Below are 15538 nucleotides of genomic sequence, written 5' to 3' on the forward strand. Positions count from 1 at the left end.
CGCACTCTCTCCGAAACCGACCTCCGCGCCCTCGGATTCCGCGCCCCGCAGCCGCCCGCAGGCTACACCATCGCCCCTAATAGAATGACCAGCATCGATATCCCCGCCGGCTGCCCAAGGCCCGAAGGCTTCTTCGCGAGCTACTCACTCTACTGGACCCTCGAAAACGGCACCGACAGCATCTGGGTCCACATCAACTCCACCCCGGGCGCCACCGCCGGCCAAGGCTTCTCCGGCCAGTTCAGCGGTGGCATGCTCAGTTGGACCACCGACGATGGCACCACCTACAGCATCTCCGGCTCCTCCAAAAACATCGTCCCCACCGCCCCCCTCGCCGACTACGTCGCAATCGCCAAGAGCCTCGACCCTGAATTCGACATCACCAAGATCATCGAAGTGAAAAGCGATGGTGGGCCCGGGGGCGCCGTGCCACCCCGTCCCGTCCCCCCAGAGCCGGCCAACTGACCCAGCCGCAACCCCACCGCGGGGCCGCCCATCCGGGCGGCCCCGCTCACGTTTCTCGCGGAGCCACCCGCACCAACACCTCGCCCGCCGCGACCGCCGCCCCGGCGGAAACGCGAACATCCACCACAACGCCCGCGGCATCCGCCCGCACCGGGTGCTCCATCTTCATCGCGTGGATCACCGCCAAGAGGTCTCCCGCAGCACCGCCTGCCCTTGCGAAACCGCAACCACCGCCACCGTCCCCGCCAGCGGAGCGACCGCCGCCTGCCCCACTTCGCCCCCCTCCTCGTCCCGCGCCCGCACCGGCGCCGGCGGCCACGCCGGCCGAAACGTCCAGCGGCCTCCATCCCCGTCCTCCACCACCACCCGCCCGTCCTCCACCCGGGCGCCGAAACCGGGCCCCTCGGCCTCCAGCTCCAGCGCGTCGGCCGTCCCCCACCCGTCGGTCAACCATAGCCGCGGCGTCCCCGCCCCGATCCACCCGGGGCCCGCGAACGCGCCCGCACCCTGGCTCAGCCCGCCCGCCACCTTCGCAGCCGCTGCCCACGCACCCGCCGGCGCGCCGGCATGCTCCAGCAGCACCGGCAGCCGCGGTTCCAGCCACCCCACGTGGATCGCCCCCCGCGCGAACTCCGGATCGTCTGCCAGCGCCTGTACCAGAGGCGCCGTCGTGCGAGGCACCTCTACCACCCCGGGCGGAATGCCCCGCGCCGCCCGGAGCGCTTCCTCCCGCGTCGCCCCGACCACGATCACCTTCGCCAGCAACGAGTCGTAGAAGCCCGGCACCCCGTCACCATCCGCATATCCCATATCCACCCGCCAGCCGGCCGAGAATGCCCCCGCCCACCAGCGCACCTCGCCACCCGTCGGTCGGAACCCCTCCAGCGGGTCCTCCGCATTGATACGGAACTCGATCGCGTGGCCCGCCAGCCGAACTTCCTCCTGCGCGAACGGCAGTCGCTCTCCCGCCGCCACGCGAAGCTGCAGCTCCACCAAATCCAGTCCCGTCACCGCCTCGGTCACCGGGTGCTCCACCTGCAGCCGCGGATTCACCTCCAGGAAATACCAGGCGCGTTCACCCCCCTCCCCTTCACCCACCAGGAACTCCACCGTCCCAGCGTTGACGTAACCCGCAGCCCGCGCCAGGCGTATCGCCGCCCCCGTCAACTCGGCACGCAGCGCATCGTCGATAGCCGCACTCGGCGCCTCCTCCACCAGCTTCTGGCGCCGCCGTTGCACCGAACACTCCCGCTCGCCCAGATGCACCACCGCCCCGTGCCCGTCGGCCAACACCTGTACCTCGATGTGCCGCGGCCGCTCCACCAGCCGTTCGAGCAGCAGGCTCCCATCCCCGAAGGCTGCCGCCGCCTCGCGCCGCGCCTCCGCTACCACAGCCCGAAGCTCCTCCACCCCCCGGGCCACGCGCATACCCCGGCCGCCGCCCCCGGCCCGCGCCTTCACCAACACCGGGAAGCCGATACCCTCCGCCGCCGCCACCAGCGCCTCGTCATCGTCCCGCCCGTCGTATCCAGGCACCACCGGGATACCCAAGCCCAGCGCGAACTGCCTCGCCCGTGCCTTGTCGCCGAGCAACTCCATCGCCTCCGGCGGGGGGCCGATGAACACCACCCCGGCCTCGGCGCACGCCCGCGCGAACGCCGCCGACTCCGCCAAGAACCCGTAGCCAGGATGGATGGCCGCACAGCCGTGCGCCCGCGCCGCCGCGATCAGCTGCTCCCCGTCCAGATAGCTCTCCGCCGCCGGCGAGCCCCGCAGCACCGCCACCGCGTCGGCCTCCCGAGCCGCCAGCGAACACCGATCCGCCGGCGAAGCTGCCAACACCCCGCGCACCCCGAGCCGCCTCAGCGTCCGCAGCACCCGCACCGCGATTTCGCCCCGGTTCGCCACCAGCACCGCCTCGAACACGTCGAGCATTCAACCACAGCCGCCCCGCATCAGGCGAGCCGCCCGTCCACCAACCGCACCACCTCGCCCCCACGCGCCCCACACCACCGGCACGAGCCGTCCATCTCCGGGTCCGGGTGGCGCACCTCCACCTCCACCACCCCATTCGCATCCCCCAGCTCCTCCGCTACCCAGCCCGGCAGCTCCCACGCAACGAATTCCCGCGGCGGCCGACACACGAACACCAGCCGCCGCACCGACGCCTCACTCACGGCCGCAGCGCGATCTTCAAGACACCGCCCTCGCGCCTCCGGAACATCTCGTAGCCCGCCGGCGTCTCGCTCAGCTTCAGCGAATGCGTCAGCAGAGGTCGCAGATCCACCTTCCCGCCCCCCACCAGCGCCATCAACCGCTCCATCCGCGCCGTCCCCACCGGACAGAGCGTCGTCACGATCTTCCGATGCATGAACGAGCCCCCCAACGGCAGCCGCAGCTCCGAATACCCGCCGTACACCCCCACCGAGCTCACCGTCCCCCCATTTCGCACCACCGCGCACGCATTCTGGAACGTCACCTCGTGCCCCAGCGCCTCCACCGCCACATCCACCCCACGATTCCCCGTCAAGCGCATGATCTCCGCCACCGCGTTCGACGGCTCCACCACCACATCCGCACCCAGCCGCTTCGCCATCGCCGCCCGCTCCGGGATCCCCTCCACCGCGATAATCAGCCCCGCACCGTACGTCCGTGCACCCGCCGTCGCGCAGAGCCCAACGGGCCCTTGTGCGAAAATCGCCACCGAATCCCCCGCCCGCAGTTCGGCCCGCTCGATCGCCGCGAATCCGGTCGACATGATGTCGGTCACGAACAGCACCTGCTCGTCCTCCAGCCCATCCGGCACCTTCGCCATCGACGTCTGCGCCCCGTTCACCACGAAGAACTCCCCCTGCGCCCCGAAGAGCAGGTTCGCCGGCGCGTTGAACGTCTCGCACACCTGGTGATCGCCCTCCATGCACCGCCGGCACGTGCCGCAGCAGAGCAAACAGCTCACCACCACTCGGTCACCCGGCCGAAATGCCGTCACCCCGGCCCCCACCGCCTCCACCGTCCCCACCGCCTCGTGCCCCATCGGCATCCCCGCCGGCACCGGCAGGTGGTCCACCACATGCACGTCGCTCCCGCAAATCGTCGAGAGCCGCGTGCGAATCAGCGCCTGGCCTGGCCCCGGCTCATCCGGGTAGGGAATCTCCGCCATCGCCACCTGCCCCTCGCCCGCCTTCACGCACGTCTTCGAAACCGGCATCGCCGTCCTCCTTCATCGAAAGGCCCCGCCCGGCGGCAGGCCCGGCCCCCGATCCTACCAGCGCCTGCCGCCGCCCGTCCCCCGAACCCCCATCCTCGCGCCGGCCCGCACGCCCGCCATCCCGAGCTACCCGGTCATCGAATCCGCTCCGCTACCGCGCTCCCCATCGTCCGCGTATCCACCACCCTCGTCCCTGGCCCCGCGATGTCCGGCGTCCGGAGCCCCTCCCGGATGACCGCATCCACCGCCTCCTCCACCGCCTTCGCCTCCGCCTCCAACCCCAGCGAGAGCCGCAGCATCATCGCCGCGCTCGAGATCATCGCGAGCGGATTCGCCTTCCCCTGCCCCGCAATGTCCGGCGCACTCCCATGGATCGGCTCGTAGAGCCCGATGCCCGTCCCATCCTTCCGCCGCCTTCCCAAGCTCGCCGAGGGCATCATCCCCATCGACCCCGCCAACATCGCCGCCTCGTCCGTCAAGATGTCCCCGAACATATTCTCCGTCACGATCACATCGAAGCTCGCCGGACGCCGCACCAAGTACATCGCACACGCATCCACCAAAATGTGTTCCAGCTCCACGTCCGGGTACTGCCGCCCCACCTCCGTCGCTACCTCCCGCCAAAGCTGCCCCGTCCGCAACACATTCGCCTTGTCCACGCTCGTCACCTTCTTCCGGCGCTGGCGCGCCAGCTGGAACGCCACGTGACACACCCGAGCCACCTCGCGCTCGCTGTAGCGCAGCGTGTCCACCGCCTGGCGCCCCCCCGCATTCTCCCACCGCCGCTTCGGCCTCCCGAAGTACAGCCCGCCCGTCAGCTCCCGAATCACCACCAAGTCCACCCCCTCCAGCACCTCCGGCTTCAGCGCGCTCCCCTCGATCATCTCCGGTGCGACCCTCACCGGCCGAAGGTTCGCGAACAGCCCCAGCTGCTTCCGCATCCCCAGAATCGCATCCTCAGGGCGGACTGCCGCCCGCGGATCGTCCCACTTCGGCCCGCCCACCGCCCCGAACAGCACCGCGTGCGAAGCCCTCGCCTTCGCCACCGTCTCCGGGCGTAGCGCAACCCCATACCGATCGATCGCCGCCCCGCCGATCGTCTCCTCTTCGAAAACGAACTCGTGCCCGAAGCGCCGCTCCACGCGGCCCAGCACCTTCAGCGCCTCTTCCATCACCTCCGGGCCGATCCCATCGCCCGGCGTCACCAGAATACGAAAGCTTGCCATGGCCCCGTATTCTCCCGGGGGCCCGCCTCTCGGTCGAACGCCCCCGTCACTCCTCGCCCTTACGCGCCCTTCCCACCTGCAGGCCGCATCGTTCCCGCACCGCTCGGCTCCGCCGCCGGCACCTGGTCGTCGGCCCCGAGCGGCGGAATCGAAATGTTCGCCACCACCGCCGGCCCGCCCACCGGACTCGCCCGATGCACGCTCCCGGGCCACACCGCCAGCACCTCGTACGGCTGCAACACCGACTCCACCCCGTCCACCTCCACCGCCACCCTCCCCTCGATCGCAACATAGAGCTGCATCGAGCGCCGATGCACGTGCGACCCCACCGCATCCCCCTCGTCGCTCATCCGGAGCACCCGCACGCTCGCCGCCGGGCACTCGTAATCGGTCAGCAGATGGTACAGCCCAACCGGAATGGGACGGCTTTCGGTCATCCTGACCCTCCTTCAGATCCTCGCACCAAGTCTGCCCCTTTTTCCCCCGCTCGTCTCGGTCCGAGGTCCCCGTTCAACCACCCCGAGCGACGGCAGCTTCGCCCGCGCACCACGCCGCCTCGCCCCGCAGCGCCCGCGCGAGGCGGGCGAGGTACACCGCGCGCGGAATCTCCCTGCCCCCCATCCGTGCCGTGTGCTCGTTCAACACCTGAATATCGATAAGCTCCACCCCGATCGCCCGACAGTGCTGCACCATCGCCACCATCGCCACCTTCGACGCATCCGGCACCCGCGAAAACATCGACTCCGCACCGAACATCGCGCCCACGCCAACCCCGTACAACCCGCCCACCAGCTCTTCCCCTTCCCAAACCTCGAAACTGTGTGCCCACCCCAGCCGGGCCAGCTCCACATACCCCGCGACCAGATTCGCCGTGATCCACGTCCCCTCGCTCCGCTCCGCGCAAGCACGAATCACCGCCTCGAACGCCGCGTCCACCGTCACCCCGAACCGCCCACTCCGCACCGTCCGCCCCAGCCGCCGCGTGATCGTGAACGCCCCCAGCGGCAGCACCCCCCGCGGATTCGGCGAGCACCACCACCGCTCATCCTCCTCGCTCCGCGGCCACGGAAAATACCCCGCCCGGTAGGCATCGATCACCGTCGCCGGCGAAAAATCCCCACCCGTCAAATAGACACTCTCCCCGCCCCGCGCCAGCCGCTCCGGGTTCGGCATCCGATACCGCGAAGGCCCTACCGGCTGCGGCGGCCGCGCGGTCCGCACATCGAGCACCACCGGGCAGGGCCGCCCGCGCGAATCCCGCACCGCATCCCCCCACACCTCCCCCGCCTCCTCACTCACCCCGACACCTCCCGCCGCCCTCCCATCACCAACGTCGCCATCCCCAACGCCACCAAACGGCCGCCATCGTCCCGCACCTCCACCTGGACGAACACCGCCGTGCGTCCCATCTTCGCCACCCGCGCCTCCGCCACCAGCTCCGCCCCACGAGCCGGCGCCAGGTACGACACATGCAGATCGCTCGTCGCGTGGGGCCGCTCCCGGATCTCCGCGTCCGTCCGGAGCGTCCTCACCGCGCTCCCCGCCGCAGAGTCGATCAGCGTCGAAATCACACCCCCATGGACCACGTCGTTCGAATTGAAGTGGTGCTCCGCCAGCCGAACCCGATTCACCACCCTCCCCGGCTCCGCGCTCACCGTCTCGATGCCAACCCGCTCCCAGAAGCGCCCCCGGGTCGATTCACGAATGCGCGCAACGAGCTCGTCCGGCCCCATAGTGCCAATCTACCCCGCCAGCCCGCCCTCCTCCACGTCCCCCGCCAAGCACCCAGGATTCCGCATCGCCACCCGGCCAGAACCGCAGACGCCCCGCCTCAGCCCGCCAGCAGCGCCTCCGTCTTCGGCAGCCACTCCGGACGGCGCTGCTCGTAGGCCGCAATCCGGTCCTCCAGCTGAAGCGTCAACCCAACGTCGTCGAGCCCGTTCAGCAAACAGTACTTCACGAACGGATCGACCTCGAAGCGCCGGCTCCACGTCCCGTCCGCCGTCGCCACCATCTGCGACTCCAAGTCCACCACCAGCTCCGCCTCGGGCAGCTCCTCGGCCCGCGCGATCAGCCAGTCGCAATCCTCCTGCGGAAGCACCACCGTCAGCAGCCCCACCTTCGACGAATTGTTCCGAAAAATATCCGCGAACGATGGCGCGATGATCACCCGCAGCCCCATATCGTCGAGCGCCCACACCGCGTGCTCCCGCGACGAACCACACCCGAAGTTCGGCCCCGTCACCATGATCGGCGCACCCTGGTACACCGGCCGGTTCAGGACGAAGTCCGGATCCTTCCGCCACTCATCGAACGCGAACGGCCCAAAGCCCGTCCGCTCGATGCGCTTCAAGAACTCCTTCGAAATGATCTGGTCGGTATCGACGTCCGCCCGATTCAGCGGAACGACACGGCCGCGCACGGTTTCGAACTTCTTCATCGCTACTTCCACTCCCGAATATCGACAAAGTGCCCAGCGATCGCCGCCGCCGCCGCCATCTGCGGGCTCACCAAATGCGTCCGCCCCCCACGGCCCTGACGCCCCTCGAAATTCCGGTTCGACGTGCTCGCACACCGCTCCCCCGGCAGCAAAATATCCGGATTCATCCCCAGGCACATCGAACAGCCCGCCTCCCGCCACTCGAACCCCGCCTCCTTGAACACGCGGTCCAACCCCTCCTCCTCCGCCTGGTGCTTCACCAACCCCGAACCCGGCACCACCATCGCCCGCACGTGCGGCGCCACCTTCCTCCCCCGCACAATCTCGGCCGCCGCGCGCAAGTCCTCGATCCGGCTATTCGTGCACGAACCGATGAACACCCGGTCCAGCCGAATCTCCTGGATCGGCGTCCCCGGCTCCAGCCCCATGTAGTGCAACGCCCGCTCCGCCAGCTCGCGCGCCTGCGGCGTCGCAGCCTCCGAGGGATCCGGCACCCGCCCCGTCACCGGCACACTCTGCGCAGGCGTCGTCCCCCACGTCACCGTCGGCTCGATCTCCGAACCATCGATCGTCACGTACGCATCGAACACCGCCCCCTCGTCCGAAGGCAGCGACCGCCAGTAGTCCAGCGCTTTCTCCCAGTCCGCACCCTTCGGAGCGAAGCGCCGACCCTCCAAATAGGCGAACGTCGTCTCGTCCGGCGCGATCAGCCCCGCGCGCGCCCCACCCTCGATCGACATGTTGCACACCGTCATCCGCCCCTCCATCGAAAGCCGCCGGATCACCTCCCCCCGGTACTCGATCACATGGCCCACACCCCCCGAAACCCCGATCCTCCCGATGATCCCGAGGATCACGTCCTTCGCCGTCACCCCCGGGTGGAGCTCCCCCGTCACCTCCACCGACATCGTCTTCGGCTTCGCCTGCGGAAGCGTCTGCGTCGCCAGCACATGCTCCACTTCGCTCGTCCCGATCCCGAACGCCAGCGCCCCGAACGCACCGTGCGTCGACGTGTGACTGTCGCCGCAGACGATCGTCATCCCCGGCTGCGTCAGCCCCTGCTCCGGCCCGATCACGTGCACGATCCCCTGCCGGACATCGCCAACCCCGAACAGCGGAATACCGAACTCCTCACAGTTGCGCCGCAGCGCCTCCACCTGCTGCACCGAGAGCGGATCCGTCCACGGCTTATCCCGATCGATCGTCGGAACGTTGTGGTCCACCGTCGCCAGCGTCAGCTCCGGATGCCGAACCTTCCGCCCCGCCAGCCGCAGCCCCTCGAACGCCTGCGGCGAAGTCACCTCGTGCACAAGATGCAGATCGATGAACAGCAAGTCCGGTTTCCCCGGCTCGCTCGCCACAACATGGTCATCCCAGATCTTCTGGATAATCGTCTTCGGTGTACTCACAGGGCTCCTGCCGCGATCGGTCTCATAGCTCGCGCGATGTACCCCAAGTGTACCAGGAGCGCCCCATCCGCCGACCCCCTCCGCCCCACCCGGCCCCTCGCGCCGCCGCCCCGCGCCGCTCAGCGCCGCCGCCCTCCCTTTCCACTCCTCACCCCCTCCCGGTCCTCGTCCGCCGCGCTCAGCGCCTGCCTCACCGTACTCACCAACATCCGCGGCCCCGTGAACGCCCGCGCAAGGTACCGATTACCCGCCGACTTCGCCGCCTCCACCACCCGCTCGGATGCCGCGTGCCCGATGTACGCCACATTGACCACCACCAAGTCCACCGAGCCCTGAGCCCGGCCCACCGCGCGTCCTCCCTGCTTCGCCGAATCCGCATCGAGCCACTCCGGCTGGAGGCCCAGCTCCCCCAGCTGCGGCATCGCCTTCGTCATCAGCGAAGGGTGCCCGCCCACCACCAGCACCGTCCTCCCCGCTAGGTCGCGAGCCTCCCCCGCATCGGGCGGCCGCCACCCAACGAGACGTTTCAGCTTCTCACCCCCCGCCTCCTCCAGCTCCGGGAACGCCGCCATGAGCGCCCGCAAGTCATCCAACCGCGGCGACTGCGGCCGGAACGCGTTCGGCAAGCGGTCGAGCCACTTCCCGAACTCCTCCCCCGATTCCAGCGCCCACTCCAGCGCCGCCAACATCGCCCGCTCCTTCAGCGCCGGAAACGCATCCTGGCATTCCTCGCAGAGGTTCGGAATCTCAGCGTCACGCCCCTGCCGCAGCAGCTCGCGCACCAGCCGAACGAACGCCCGGTCCGCATCCTGGTCGTGCGTCTTCTTCCGCGCAGCATCCAGCGCCCAGCGGAAGAGCCGCAGCCGCTGCTCCCCATCCAGCGCCTCCGCCCCCAGAATGCTCCCATCCTCCACCCCATCCGCGATCCGGTTCAGCGTATTGTCGCCACGCTGCGTCGTCACCGCGAACTCCGCCGCCTCCATCAGCGTCTCCACCTCGCGCAGCCCACGCGCCTCCAGCGCCGCCGGCAGCACCTCGTCCACGATGCGGTTCGTGATCACCCCCGAATCGATCGAGAGCGCCTCGCTCAGGTGTGGCCAGCTATCGTCCAACGGCACCTGCTTCAAAAACTCGAAGTACCCCTTGAATTCCCGCTCCAGCCCCTTGCCATTGCCCGATGCCGCCAGCCGAAACGCCGCCAAAAACTCCGCGTAGCCACGCAGCGGGTTGGCCGCCTCCACGAAGCGAAGCAGCTGCTTCCGCTGATCCAGCGTCGCCCACTCCCGCGGCCCGCCCGCAACGATCGCCAGCGCCGCCAGCGCCACGAACGGCCCAATGCCGAGCTCGTCGGCACCCTTCGACAGCACCTCCAGCGCCACCTCCGCCACCCACGAAAAATCACCGGCCAGGCTCACGTCCCGCGGCCACCGCATCTGCCACCCAGACACGTCGTCCGCCTGCGTCAACACATTCGCCAACAGCATCATCCCGAGCGCCCGGATCCGCGCGGGCACGTTCCGGTCCTGGATGAACTCACCGAGTCGCTGTTCATCGACCCTCGCCCCGCGGCGAGCGGTCGCCAAGAACTGCACCAACCGCGCCAGCGCGTGCAGCTCCGGGGCCCGTCTCGCCAGCTCCGGATCCGCCGCAAGGTCGTCCGCCGCCGTGCGAAGCTCCTCTAGCGCCTCCGTCGAGATCGGCGTTCCCTCGTGCGACAGTTGGCGTGCCAGGAGCTTGGTCGCCGTCGACAGATCCTCCGCCTCCCCACCCATCGGACCGAACAAATAGCGCTCCGCCGCTCGCTGATAGCCCCGCTTCGCCTCGGCCTCCAAATCCTCCTCCAGCACCACGCCCAGCGCGAACCCCCGCCGGAACGACCGCACCGCATCCAGCCACCCCTCGTTCGCCAAGTACCAGAACCCGAGCAAAAAGCGGATCGCCGCCGCGTCTCCGCCCTCCACCGAGCTCAGCTTCCCCTCCAGCATCTGCCGGACAGCCACATCCGGCGTCGCCCGGATGCGCTCCATCTCCTCCCGCCAGTCCATCCCCGTCTCGGTGGCGCCCACACCATCCCCGCCCTCCGCCGCTGGCGGCAATCCCGCACGAAGTCCCTCCACCCCTCCATCCGCAGGTCGTCCGTTCTCCAACACCGCTACCAGCCGCTCCAGCGCCACCGTGAGTCGCTCCAGCCGCTCGAAAAGCCCCGCCAGCCCCACCTCTTCCGCGTGCACACCCCCACCCGCTCCGTCCGCCCGCCCCATGCCACGCCGCTCCCCCTCCGCCCGCTCACGCTCCCCGCCCCCGAGGCCATCCGCCACCACCCGCTCTGGCGCAGCATCCACATCCTGCGCCCGAGCCAACTCCGCCCGTATCCGCTCCTCCGCCTCCGCGAGCCATCGTCGCACCCGCTCCTCCTCCACCACACGCAGCCGCTCGCCAAACCCCCTCTCCAGAATACGGACCGTCTCCGGCACCCGCGGCAGCCGCCACCGCTTCTCCTGCGCCACCCAGCGATAGCCAGGCACCAGCTTCACCAGCTCCCGATCCGCGAAGCCCGACCGCACCGCGAACTCGTCGCCGAGGTCCGTCAACTCCGCCTCGCCGACTGGCTCCGGCCGCTCCATCTCCAACGCGGCCCGCACCTCAGCGGCCAGCGAGGCCGGCGGCCGCCAACCCTCCTCCCCGAACAGATCGCGCAACAGCAAATAGGTCGCCATCTGCCGGGGCAGCGAAAACTGCCCCCGCGCGTGCACCCAACGCGCCCCCGGAAAGTACCGCAAGTGCACCCGGTCGCTCGCCGTCGACGCCCGCGCCAGGAGCCGATTCTCTTCGACTTCCACGTCGATCATCGCCGCGCAACTGTACCACGCGCACAGGCCGGGCCGGACACCCATCGCCCGCCTCCGTTGCCAGAACGGTGCCACCGAGTGGCACCACAGTGAACTTCTAACGCCCCTCTAATAGCCCCACCTTGACACCCTGCCGTATCTTCACGATGCGTTCACTGAAGTGGTCGAGCGGTGAACAGCACGGATCGAACGGGTGGCCGCACGGGCCCCCGGGCTCAGCGGGGAGAGAGCCCGGCCGCGCACCAACCCGCCGGAGTCGTCCGATGAAAACCCTCCCCATCGCGGGCCTCCTCGCCGGCCTCCTCGCCGCCCTCACCTTCCTGCCCGCCCTCGCCCAGCAACAGCCCTACACCGTCACCGTTACCGCCCCACCCACCGCTCAGCCCGGCAGCCCCGCCGCCATCACCATCCGCATCGAAGGCCAGGTCGCCATCCTCCCCAGCTTCACCTACGACGTCGAAGGCGCCACCCTCCTCGGCGTCCTCGCCCCCACCCCAGTCGCCGCCAACGTCGCCGAAGGCACCGTCTTCGTCCGCCGCGATACGCCCGGAAGCGGCGCCCTCATCGTTTCCTTCGCCGGCCAGGTCCTCGCCCGAGCGACCGTCCAGTTCGGCACAGCCACCGGCACCATTCGCGTCGAGACCCTCCTCGCAGCCGGCCCCGAAGCCGCCGCCCGCACCTGGCGCTACCAGGCCCTCGACCCCGCCGGCACCGTCGTCGCCGAACTCCAAATCAGCACCAGCGGCGACGCACCACTCGGGGCCGCCTCCGCCACACTCCCCGCCGGCGTCTACGCAATCCGCCAAATCCTCGGAAGCGATACCGCCCTCGCCTGCGCCACCGGCATCTTCTACGCCGTCAGCCAACCCGTCGGTGCCGTCTCTACCGTCAGCATCGCCCCCGGCGGCCAGGCCACCGTCCGCTACACCATCGCCCCCTGCCCCGACCTCCCCCGCGACCCCGAAATCCTCATCCCCGTCGATACCATCGCCCCCGGTCCCGAGGGCGGCATCGTCGGCGAACCCGCCATCGCGCCCAGCGAGCCACCCTTCAACCAAGTCGCTGGTGCGCGCCAGCCCGGCCCCGGCCTGCTTCCCCCGGCCGCCGGCAACTCCGCCCCCCAACCCGTCACCCAGCCCCTCCCCGCACTCCTCGCAGCAGCCTCCCTGCTCCTCCTCTCCGGCAGCGGCATGCTCCTCCTCTCCCGCCGCCGGTCCCGCCCCCTCCCTTGAGCCTTCGGTCAGGAGGCACCCCGGGTGCGCCAGTTGGCCGGCGCACCCGGGGTAATCTTTAACCGCCCGCCAGCGTTGAGAATTTACGAACGAAGGCTTGACGCAAGCGCCTGCCTTCGGCAATAACAGCAGAAGCTTCCTGGCAGCCATCGGTGGGTCGAGACGCCGATGGCATCGCCACCCAACCCAACGGCGCCGGCGGGGTGCGCCCACGAGTCCCAGGGGGACTTCATGGTGCGTTCCTCCCGGCGGTTTCTCGTTTTCGCCGCCATCGTCCTCCTCGCTGCCGGCGCCTCCGTCGGCCAGCTCCCCTTGTCCGAAACCCCGGTGCGGGCCGCCTACGACCCAGCCGGGCCCGCGTGGGACCCAATCTCCACCTTCGATACCTCCGGCTCGCCAGCCCCCGTCCTCCAGCCGCCCAAGCTGCTCGCTGGCACCAACTCCCATGCCCTCCCCGCCGACGCCACCACCCGTAACGGCTACTGCCTCGACGTCAACGTCCCCGGCGTAACCGCCGCCACCATCGGCACCCTCGGCTTCGTCCTCACCGCCAGCAACCCCATCGACCCCTCCTCACCCCCCACCACCAACGTCCCCGTTCCCACCTCCGGTACCTACGCGTACGGCAGCGTCGGGCCGGCCGCTGGCGCCTCCTACTTCGACCGCAACACCCCCGCCGACACCTCCGACGACGTCTACTGCGTCGTCGCCTACGCCCCGCCCGGCTACCGCACCCTCTCCATCGCCTGGTACTGGCAGGGCAACGCCTCCGTCCCCAACCCCATCGTCCTCCCCGACATCGCCATCGTCACCGTCACCCTCGACAAAATCGGCGACGGTATCGTCGGTGGGCCCGCCGAAGTCTGCACCAGCGGTTGGGACAGCACCTTCCTCACCGGAGCCACCTCCAACCCCATCTCCGGCGTCGACAGCCCCGTCATCCCCAACGGCCTCGCCGACCCTCCAGACCCCGTCAATGCCGTCGCCACCACCGATTTCGCCATCGTCAGCTACACCGGCGCCCTGCCCAACATCGCCTATGTCCGCCAAGTCGGTCCCGAATGGTGCGCCGGCATCGACGCCCCCAACAACTCCTCCAACATCCAAGTCGCCTTCAACTTCCACACCGTCTACAACCGCACCGACATCGGCAACCCCACCGTCACCATCGACAAAGACGGCGACGATCAGCCCGCCACCCTCCAACTCCCCACCAATCGCCTCGTCAACATCCGGCGCATCGTCGAGCTCCGCCACGTCACCATCGACGGCCGCACCCCGCCCCGGCCCCTCTCCTCCCCCATGGTGATCGGCGCCACCCATTACATCTGCCTCATCGGCACCACCTTCGCCGATACCCTCCTCGCCACCAACATCGCCTTCACCCCCATCGGCGGGCCCGATGTACCCGGCGTCACCGGGATCACCGTCTTCCACAAAACCGCGTCCAACGAGCCACGCATCGAATCCCAAGTCCCCGATGGCACTCTCTGCTTCTCCTACACCTCCAACGCCCCCGGCCAGCACTCCATCGCCGCCTACTTCAACGACTCCAACAACGGCGGAGCACTGACCGCCGTCTTCTTCGACACCGACGGCGACGGCAACGGCATCGTCACCCCCGGCCCCGCCAGCCCACTCGTCACCCGCTGGGTCCGCATCGACCGCACCGAAATCACCACTGGCGGCTCCCCCAGCGCCGGCATCGTCACCTTCCGAACTATCCAAATCCCCCTCCGCTTCAACGTCGCCGATGGCACGTTCCTCGCCAGCGCCAACCTCACCGAATGGGTCATCGGCTCCTTCAACTCCGGCTCCCCCGACTCCACCAACCTCCTCGTCAACGGCGCCCGCCTCCAAATGCACATCGTCGGCTGCGGCTACTTCGTCACCCCCGACAACTCCAAGCCCCTCACCGTCACCGGCATCTCCGTCGGCGGCCGCTTCGAGCTCAACGACGGCTCGCAAGACCCCTACGCCCCAGCCTTCGGCGATAGCGACGCCAGCCCCGACGACATCCGCATCTCCACCACCAACGCCAACAACTGTGGGCCATCCGCCACCACCCGCATCGAAGTCGACGTCTACTATCCCGGGCAGACAACCCCCGCCCACACCACCGAAACCGTCACCATCCGCTACGTCTTCTTCCCCGGCCAGAAAGACATCCGCGTCGCCTGGGCCGGCCAGATCGTCACCATCACCTACGCCTTCGCCTCCGCCACCTCCTGCTCCGGCCAGATTGTCCGCTTCACCCGGCCCTCCAGCGCGCCCGGCGCCTTCCTCCCCGCACCCGGCGTCACCATCCAAGGCCCCGGCTCCGCCTCCGCCGACTTCGGTCAGAACTGCTCCGTCACCATCCGTTACGAAAGCGAAGCCCCCGGCGAAGTCGACATCGAAGCCTTCATCGAAGGCCGCCCCTGGACCAAAATCGCCTACGTCATCTACTACCTCGTCTTCGAAGACATCACCGTCGACGCCACCCCCGACCAGTTCGTCTCCACCCTCGGTGGCGTCACCGCCAACCTCCGCGGCTACTTCGTCGGCTCCAACCCCTCCGGCCGGCCCGCCGAAACCAAGCCCGACGGTCGCGCCGTCCCCGCAAATCGCTGGGTTCTCCCCGATGACTGGGACCGCCTCCGCGGCGACCGCGATTACCGCTCCGACCCGCCCGAAATGCCATCCGCCGTCGTCACCTTCCTCATGCAA

Annotated in this window: 14 protein-coding genes; 3 read left to right on the forward strand and 11 right to left on the reverse strand. The window is 69.4% G+C overall.

The genetic code is table 11. The annotated features are described in order from the left end of the window. Positions 1 to 465: hypothetical protein (locus VAE53_RS10745; protein ID WP_322819378.1), on the forward strand; the 465-nt coding region annotated here is incomplete at its 5' end. A gap of 46 nt (positions 466 to 511) precedes the next feature. Here VAE53_RS10745 and VAE53_RS10750 read toward each other — a convergent pair. The 11 genes from VAE53_RS10750 to VAE53_RS10800 all read right to left on the reverse strand — a co-directional run bounded on the left by VAE53_RS10750 (position 512) and on the right by VAE53_RS10800 (position 11597). Further along, the gene (locus VAE53_RS10750; protein WP_322819391.1) at positions 512 to 646 is read right to left on the reverse strand and encodes a biotin/lipoyl-containing protein; all 135 of its coding nucleotides are present in this window, start codon (positions 644 to 646) and stop codon (positions 512 to 514) included. Next, positions 643 to 2400 (reverse strand): biotin carboxylase N-terminal domain-containing protein, encoded by a 1758-nt coding sequence (locus VAE53_RS10755; protein ID WP_322819379.1) that lies wholly within the window; start codon positions 2398 to 2400, stop codon positions 643 to 645. Before VAE53_RS10755 ends, VAE53_RS10750 begins: the two co-directional genes overlap by 4 nt. A gap of 20 nt (positions 2401 to 2420) precedes the next feature. Then, positions 2421 to 2642, reverse strand: a complete 222-nt coding sequence (locus VAE53_RS10760) for a hypothetical protein (protein WP_322819380.1) — start codon at positions 2640 to 2642, stop codon at positions 2421 to 2423. Continuing rightward, complete coding sequence (locus tag VAE53_RS10765) at positions 2639 to 3673, reverse strand: zinc-binding dehydrogenase (protein ID WP_322819381.1); 1035 nt, start codon at positions 3671 to 3673, stop codon at positions 2639 to 2641. Before VAE53_RS10765 ends, VAE53_RS10760 begins: the two co-directional genes overlap by 4 nt. 134 nt (positions 3674 to 3807) lie before the next feature. Further along, a complete protein-coding gene (gene leuB / locus VAE53_RS10770; protein ID WP_322819382.1) occupies positions 3808 to 4899 on the reverse strand; it encodes a 3-isopropylmalate dehydrogenase in 1092 nt (363 codons plus the stop codon). Between the two features lie 59 nt (positions 4900 to 4958). Then, on the reverse strand, positions 4959 to 5336 hold the full coding sequence (locus tag VAE53_RS10775; RefSeq protein ID WP_322819383.1) for a cupin domain-containing protein: 378 nt from the start codon (positions 5334 to 5336) through the stop codon (positions 4959 to 4961). Positions 5337 to 5409: 73 nt separating this feature from the next. Then, positions 5410 to 6198, reverse strand: coding sequence for a leucyl/phenylalanyl-tRNA--protein transferase (aat, locus tag VAE53_RS10780; RefSeq protein WP_322819384.1), 789 nt, complete (start codon positions 6196 to 6198; stop codon positions 5410 to 5412). Next, complete coding sequence (locus VAE53_RS10785; RefSeq protein ID WP_322819385.1) at positions 6195 to 6632, reverse strand: PaaI family thioesterase; 438 nt, start codon at positions 6630 to 6632, stop codon at positions 6195 to 6197. Before VAE53_RS10785 ends, aat begins: the two co-directional genes overlap by 4 nt. A gap of 98 nt (positions 6633 to 6730) precedes the next feature. Continuing rightward, entirely contained in the window at positions 6731 to 7339 is a 609-nt protein-coding gene (gene leuD / locus VAE53_RS10790) for a 3-isopropylmalate dehydratase small subunit (protein WP_322819386.1), read from the reverse strand. A 2-nt stretch (positions 7340 to 7341) separates the two neighbouring features. Continuing rightward, positions 7342 to 8748 (reverse strand): 3-isopropylmalate dehydratase large subunit, encoded by a 1407-nt coding sequence (gene leuC / locus VAE53_RS10795; protein WP_322819387.1) that lies wholly within the window; start codon positions 8746 to 8748, stop codon positions 7342 to 7344. 119 nt (positions 8749 to 8867) lie between these two features. Next, positions 8868 to 11597, reverse strand: coding sequence for a hypothetical protein (locus VAE53_RS10800; RefSeq protein WP_322819388.1), 2730 nt, complete (start codon positions 11595 to 11597; stop codon positions 8868 to 8870). 263 nt (positions 11598 to 11860) lie between these two features. On the opposite strand from VAE53_RS10800, the gene VAE53_RS10805 reads away from it, so the two are divergent. Both VAE53_RS10805 and VAE53_RS10810 read left to right on the forward strand, forming a co-directional pair. Next, on the forward strand, positions 11861 to 12829 hold the full coding sequence (locus VAE53_RS10805) for a hypothetical protein (RefSeq protein ID WP_322819389.1): 969 nt from the start codon (positions 11861 to 11863) through the stop codon (positions 12827 to 12829). A gap of 231 nt (positions 12830 to 13060) precedes the next feature. Continuing rightward, positions 13061 to 15538 (forward strand): hypothetical protein (locus VAE53_RS10810; RefSeq protein WP_322819390.1); only part of this gene is annotated, 2478 nt, incomplete at its 3' end.

The organism is Tepidiforma sp., from assembly GCF_034432735.1.
Taxonomy (GTDB): domain Bacteria; phylum Chloroflexota; class Dehalococcoidia; order Tepidiformales; family Tepidiformaceae; genus Tepidiforma.

What these genes read in the sequence shown, in the direction of transcription:
- leuD (WP_322819386.1), bottom strand. Translation starts at nt 7,339, where the DNA reads ATGAAGAAGTTCGAAACCGTGCGCGGCCGTGTCGTTCCGCTGAATCGG.
- VAE53_RS10805 (WP_322819389.1), top strand. Translation starts at nt 11,861, where the DNA reads ATGAAAACCCTCCCCATCGCGGGCCTCCTCGCCGGCCTCCTCGCCGCC.
- VAE53_RS10785 (WP_322819385.1), bottom strand. Translation starts at nt 6,632, where the DNA reads ATGGGGCCGGACGAGCTCGTTGCGCGCATTCGTGAATCGACCCGGGGG.
- VAE53_RS10755 (WP_322819379.1), bottom strand. Translation starts at nt 2,400, where the DNA reads ATGCTCGACGTGTTCGAGGCGGTGCTGGTGGCGAACCGGGGCGAAATC.
- VAE53_RS10800 (WP_322819388.1), bottom strand. Translation starts at nt 11,597, where the DNA reads ATGATCGACGTGGAAGTCGAAGAGAATCGGCTCCTGGCGCGGGCGTCG.
- leuB (WP_322819382.1), bottom strand. Translation starts at nt 4,899, where the DNA reads ATGGCAAGCTTTCGTATTCTGGTGACGCCGGGCGATGGGATCGGCCCG.
- VAE53_RS10765 (WP_322819381.1), bottom strand. Translation starts at nt 3,673, where the DNA reads ATGCCGGTTTCGAAGACGTGCGTGAAGGCGGGCGAGGGGCAGGTGGCG.
- VAE53_RS10775 (WP_322819383.1), bottom strand. Translation starts at nt 5,336, where the DNA reads ATGACCGAAAGCCGTCCCATTCCGGTTGGGCTGTACCATCTGCTGACC.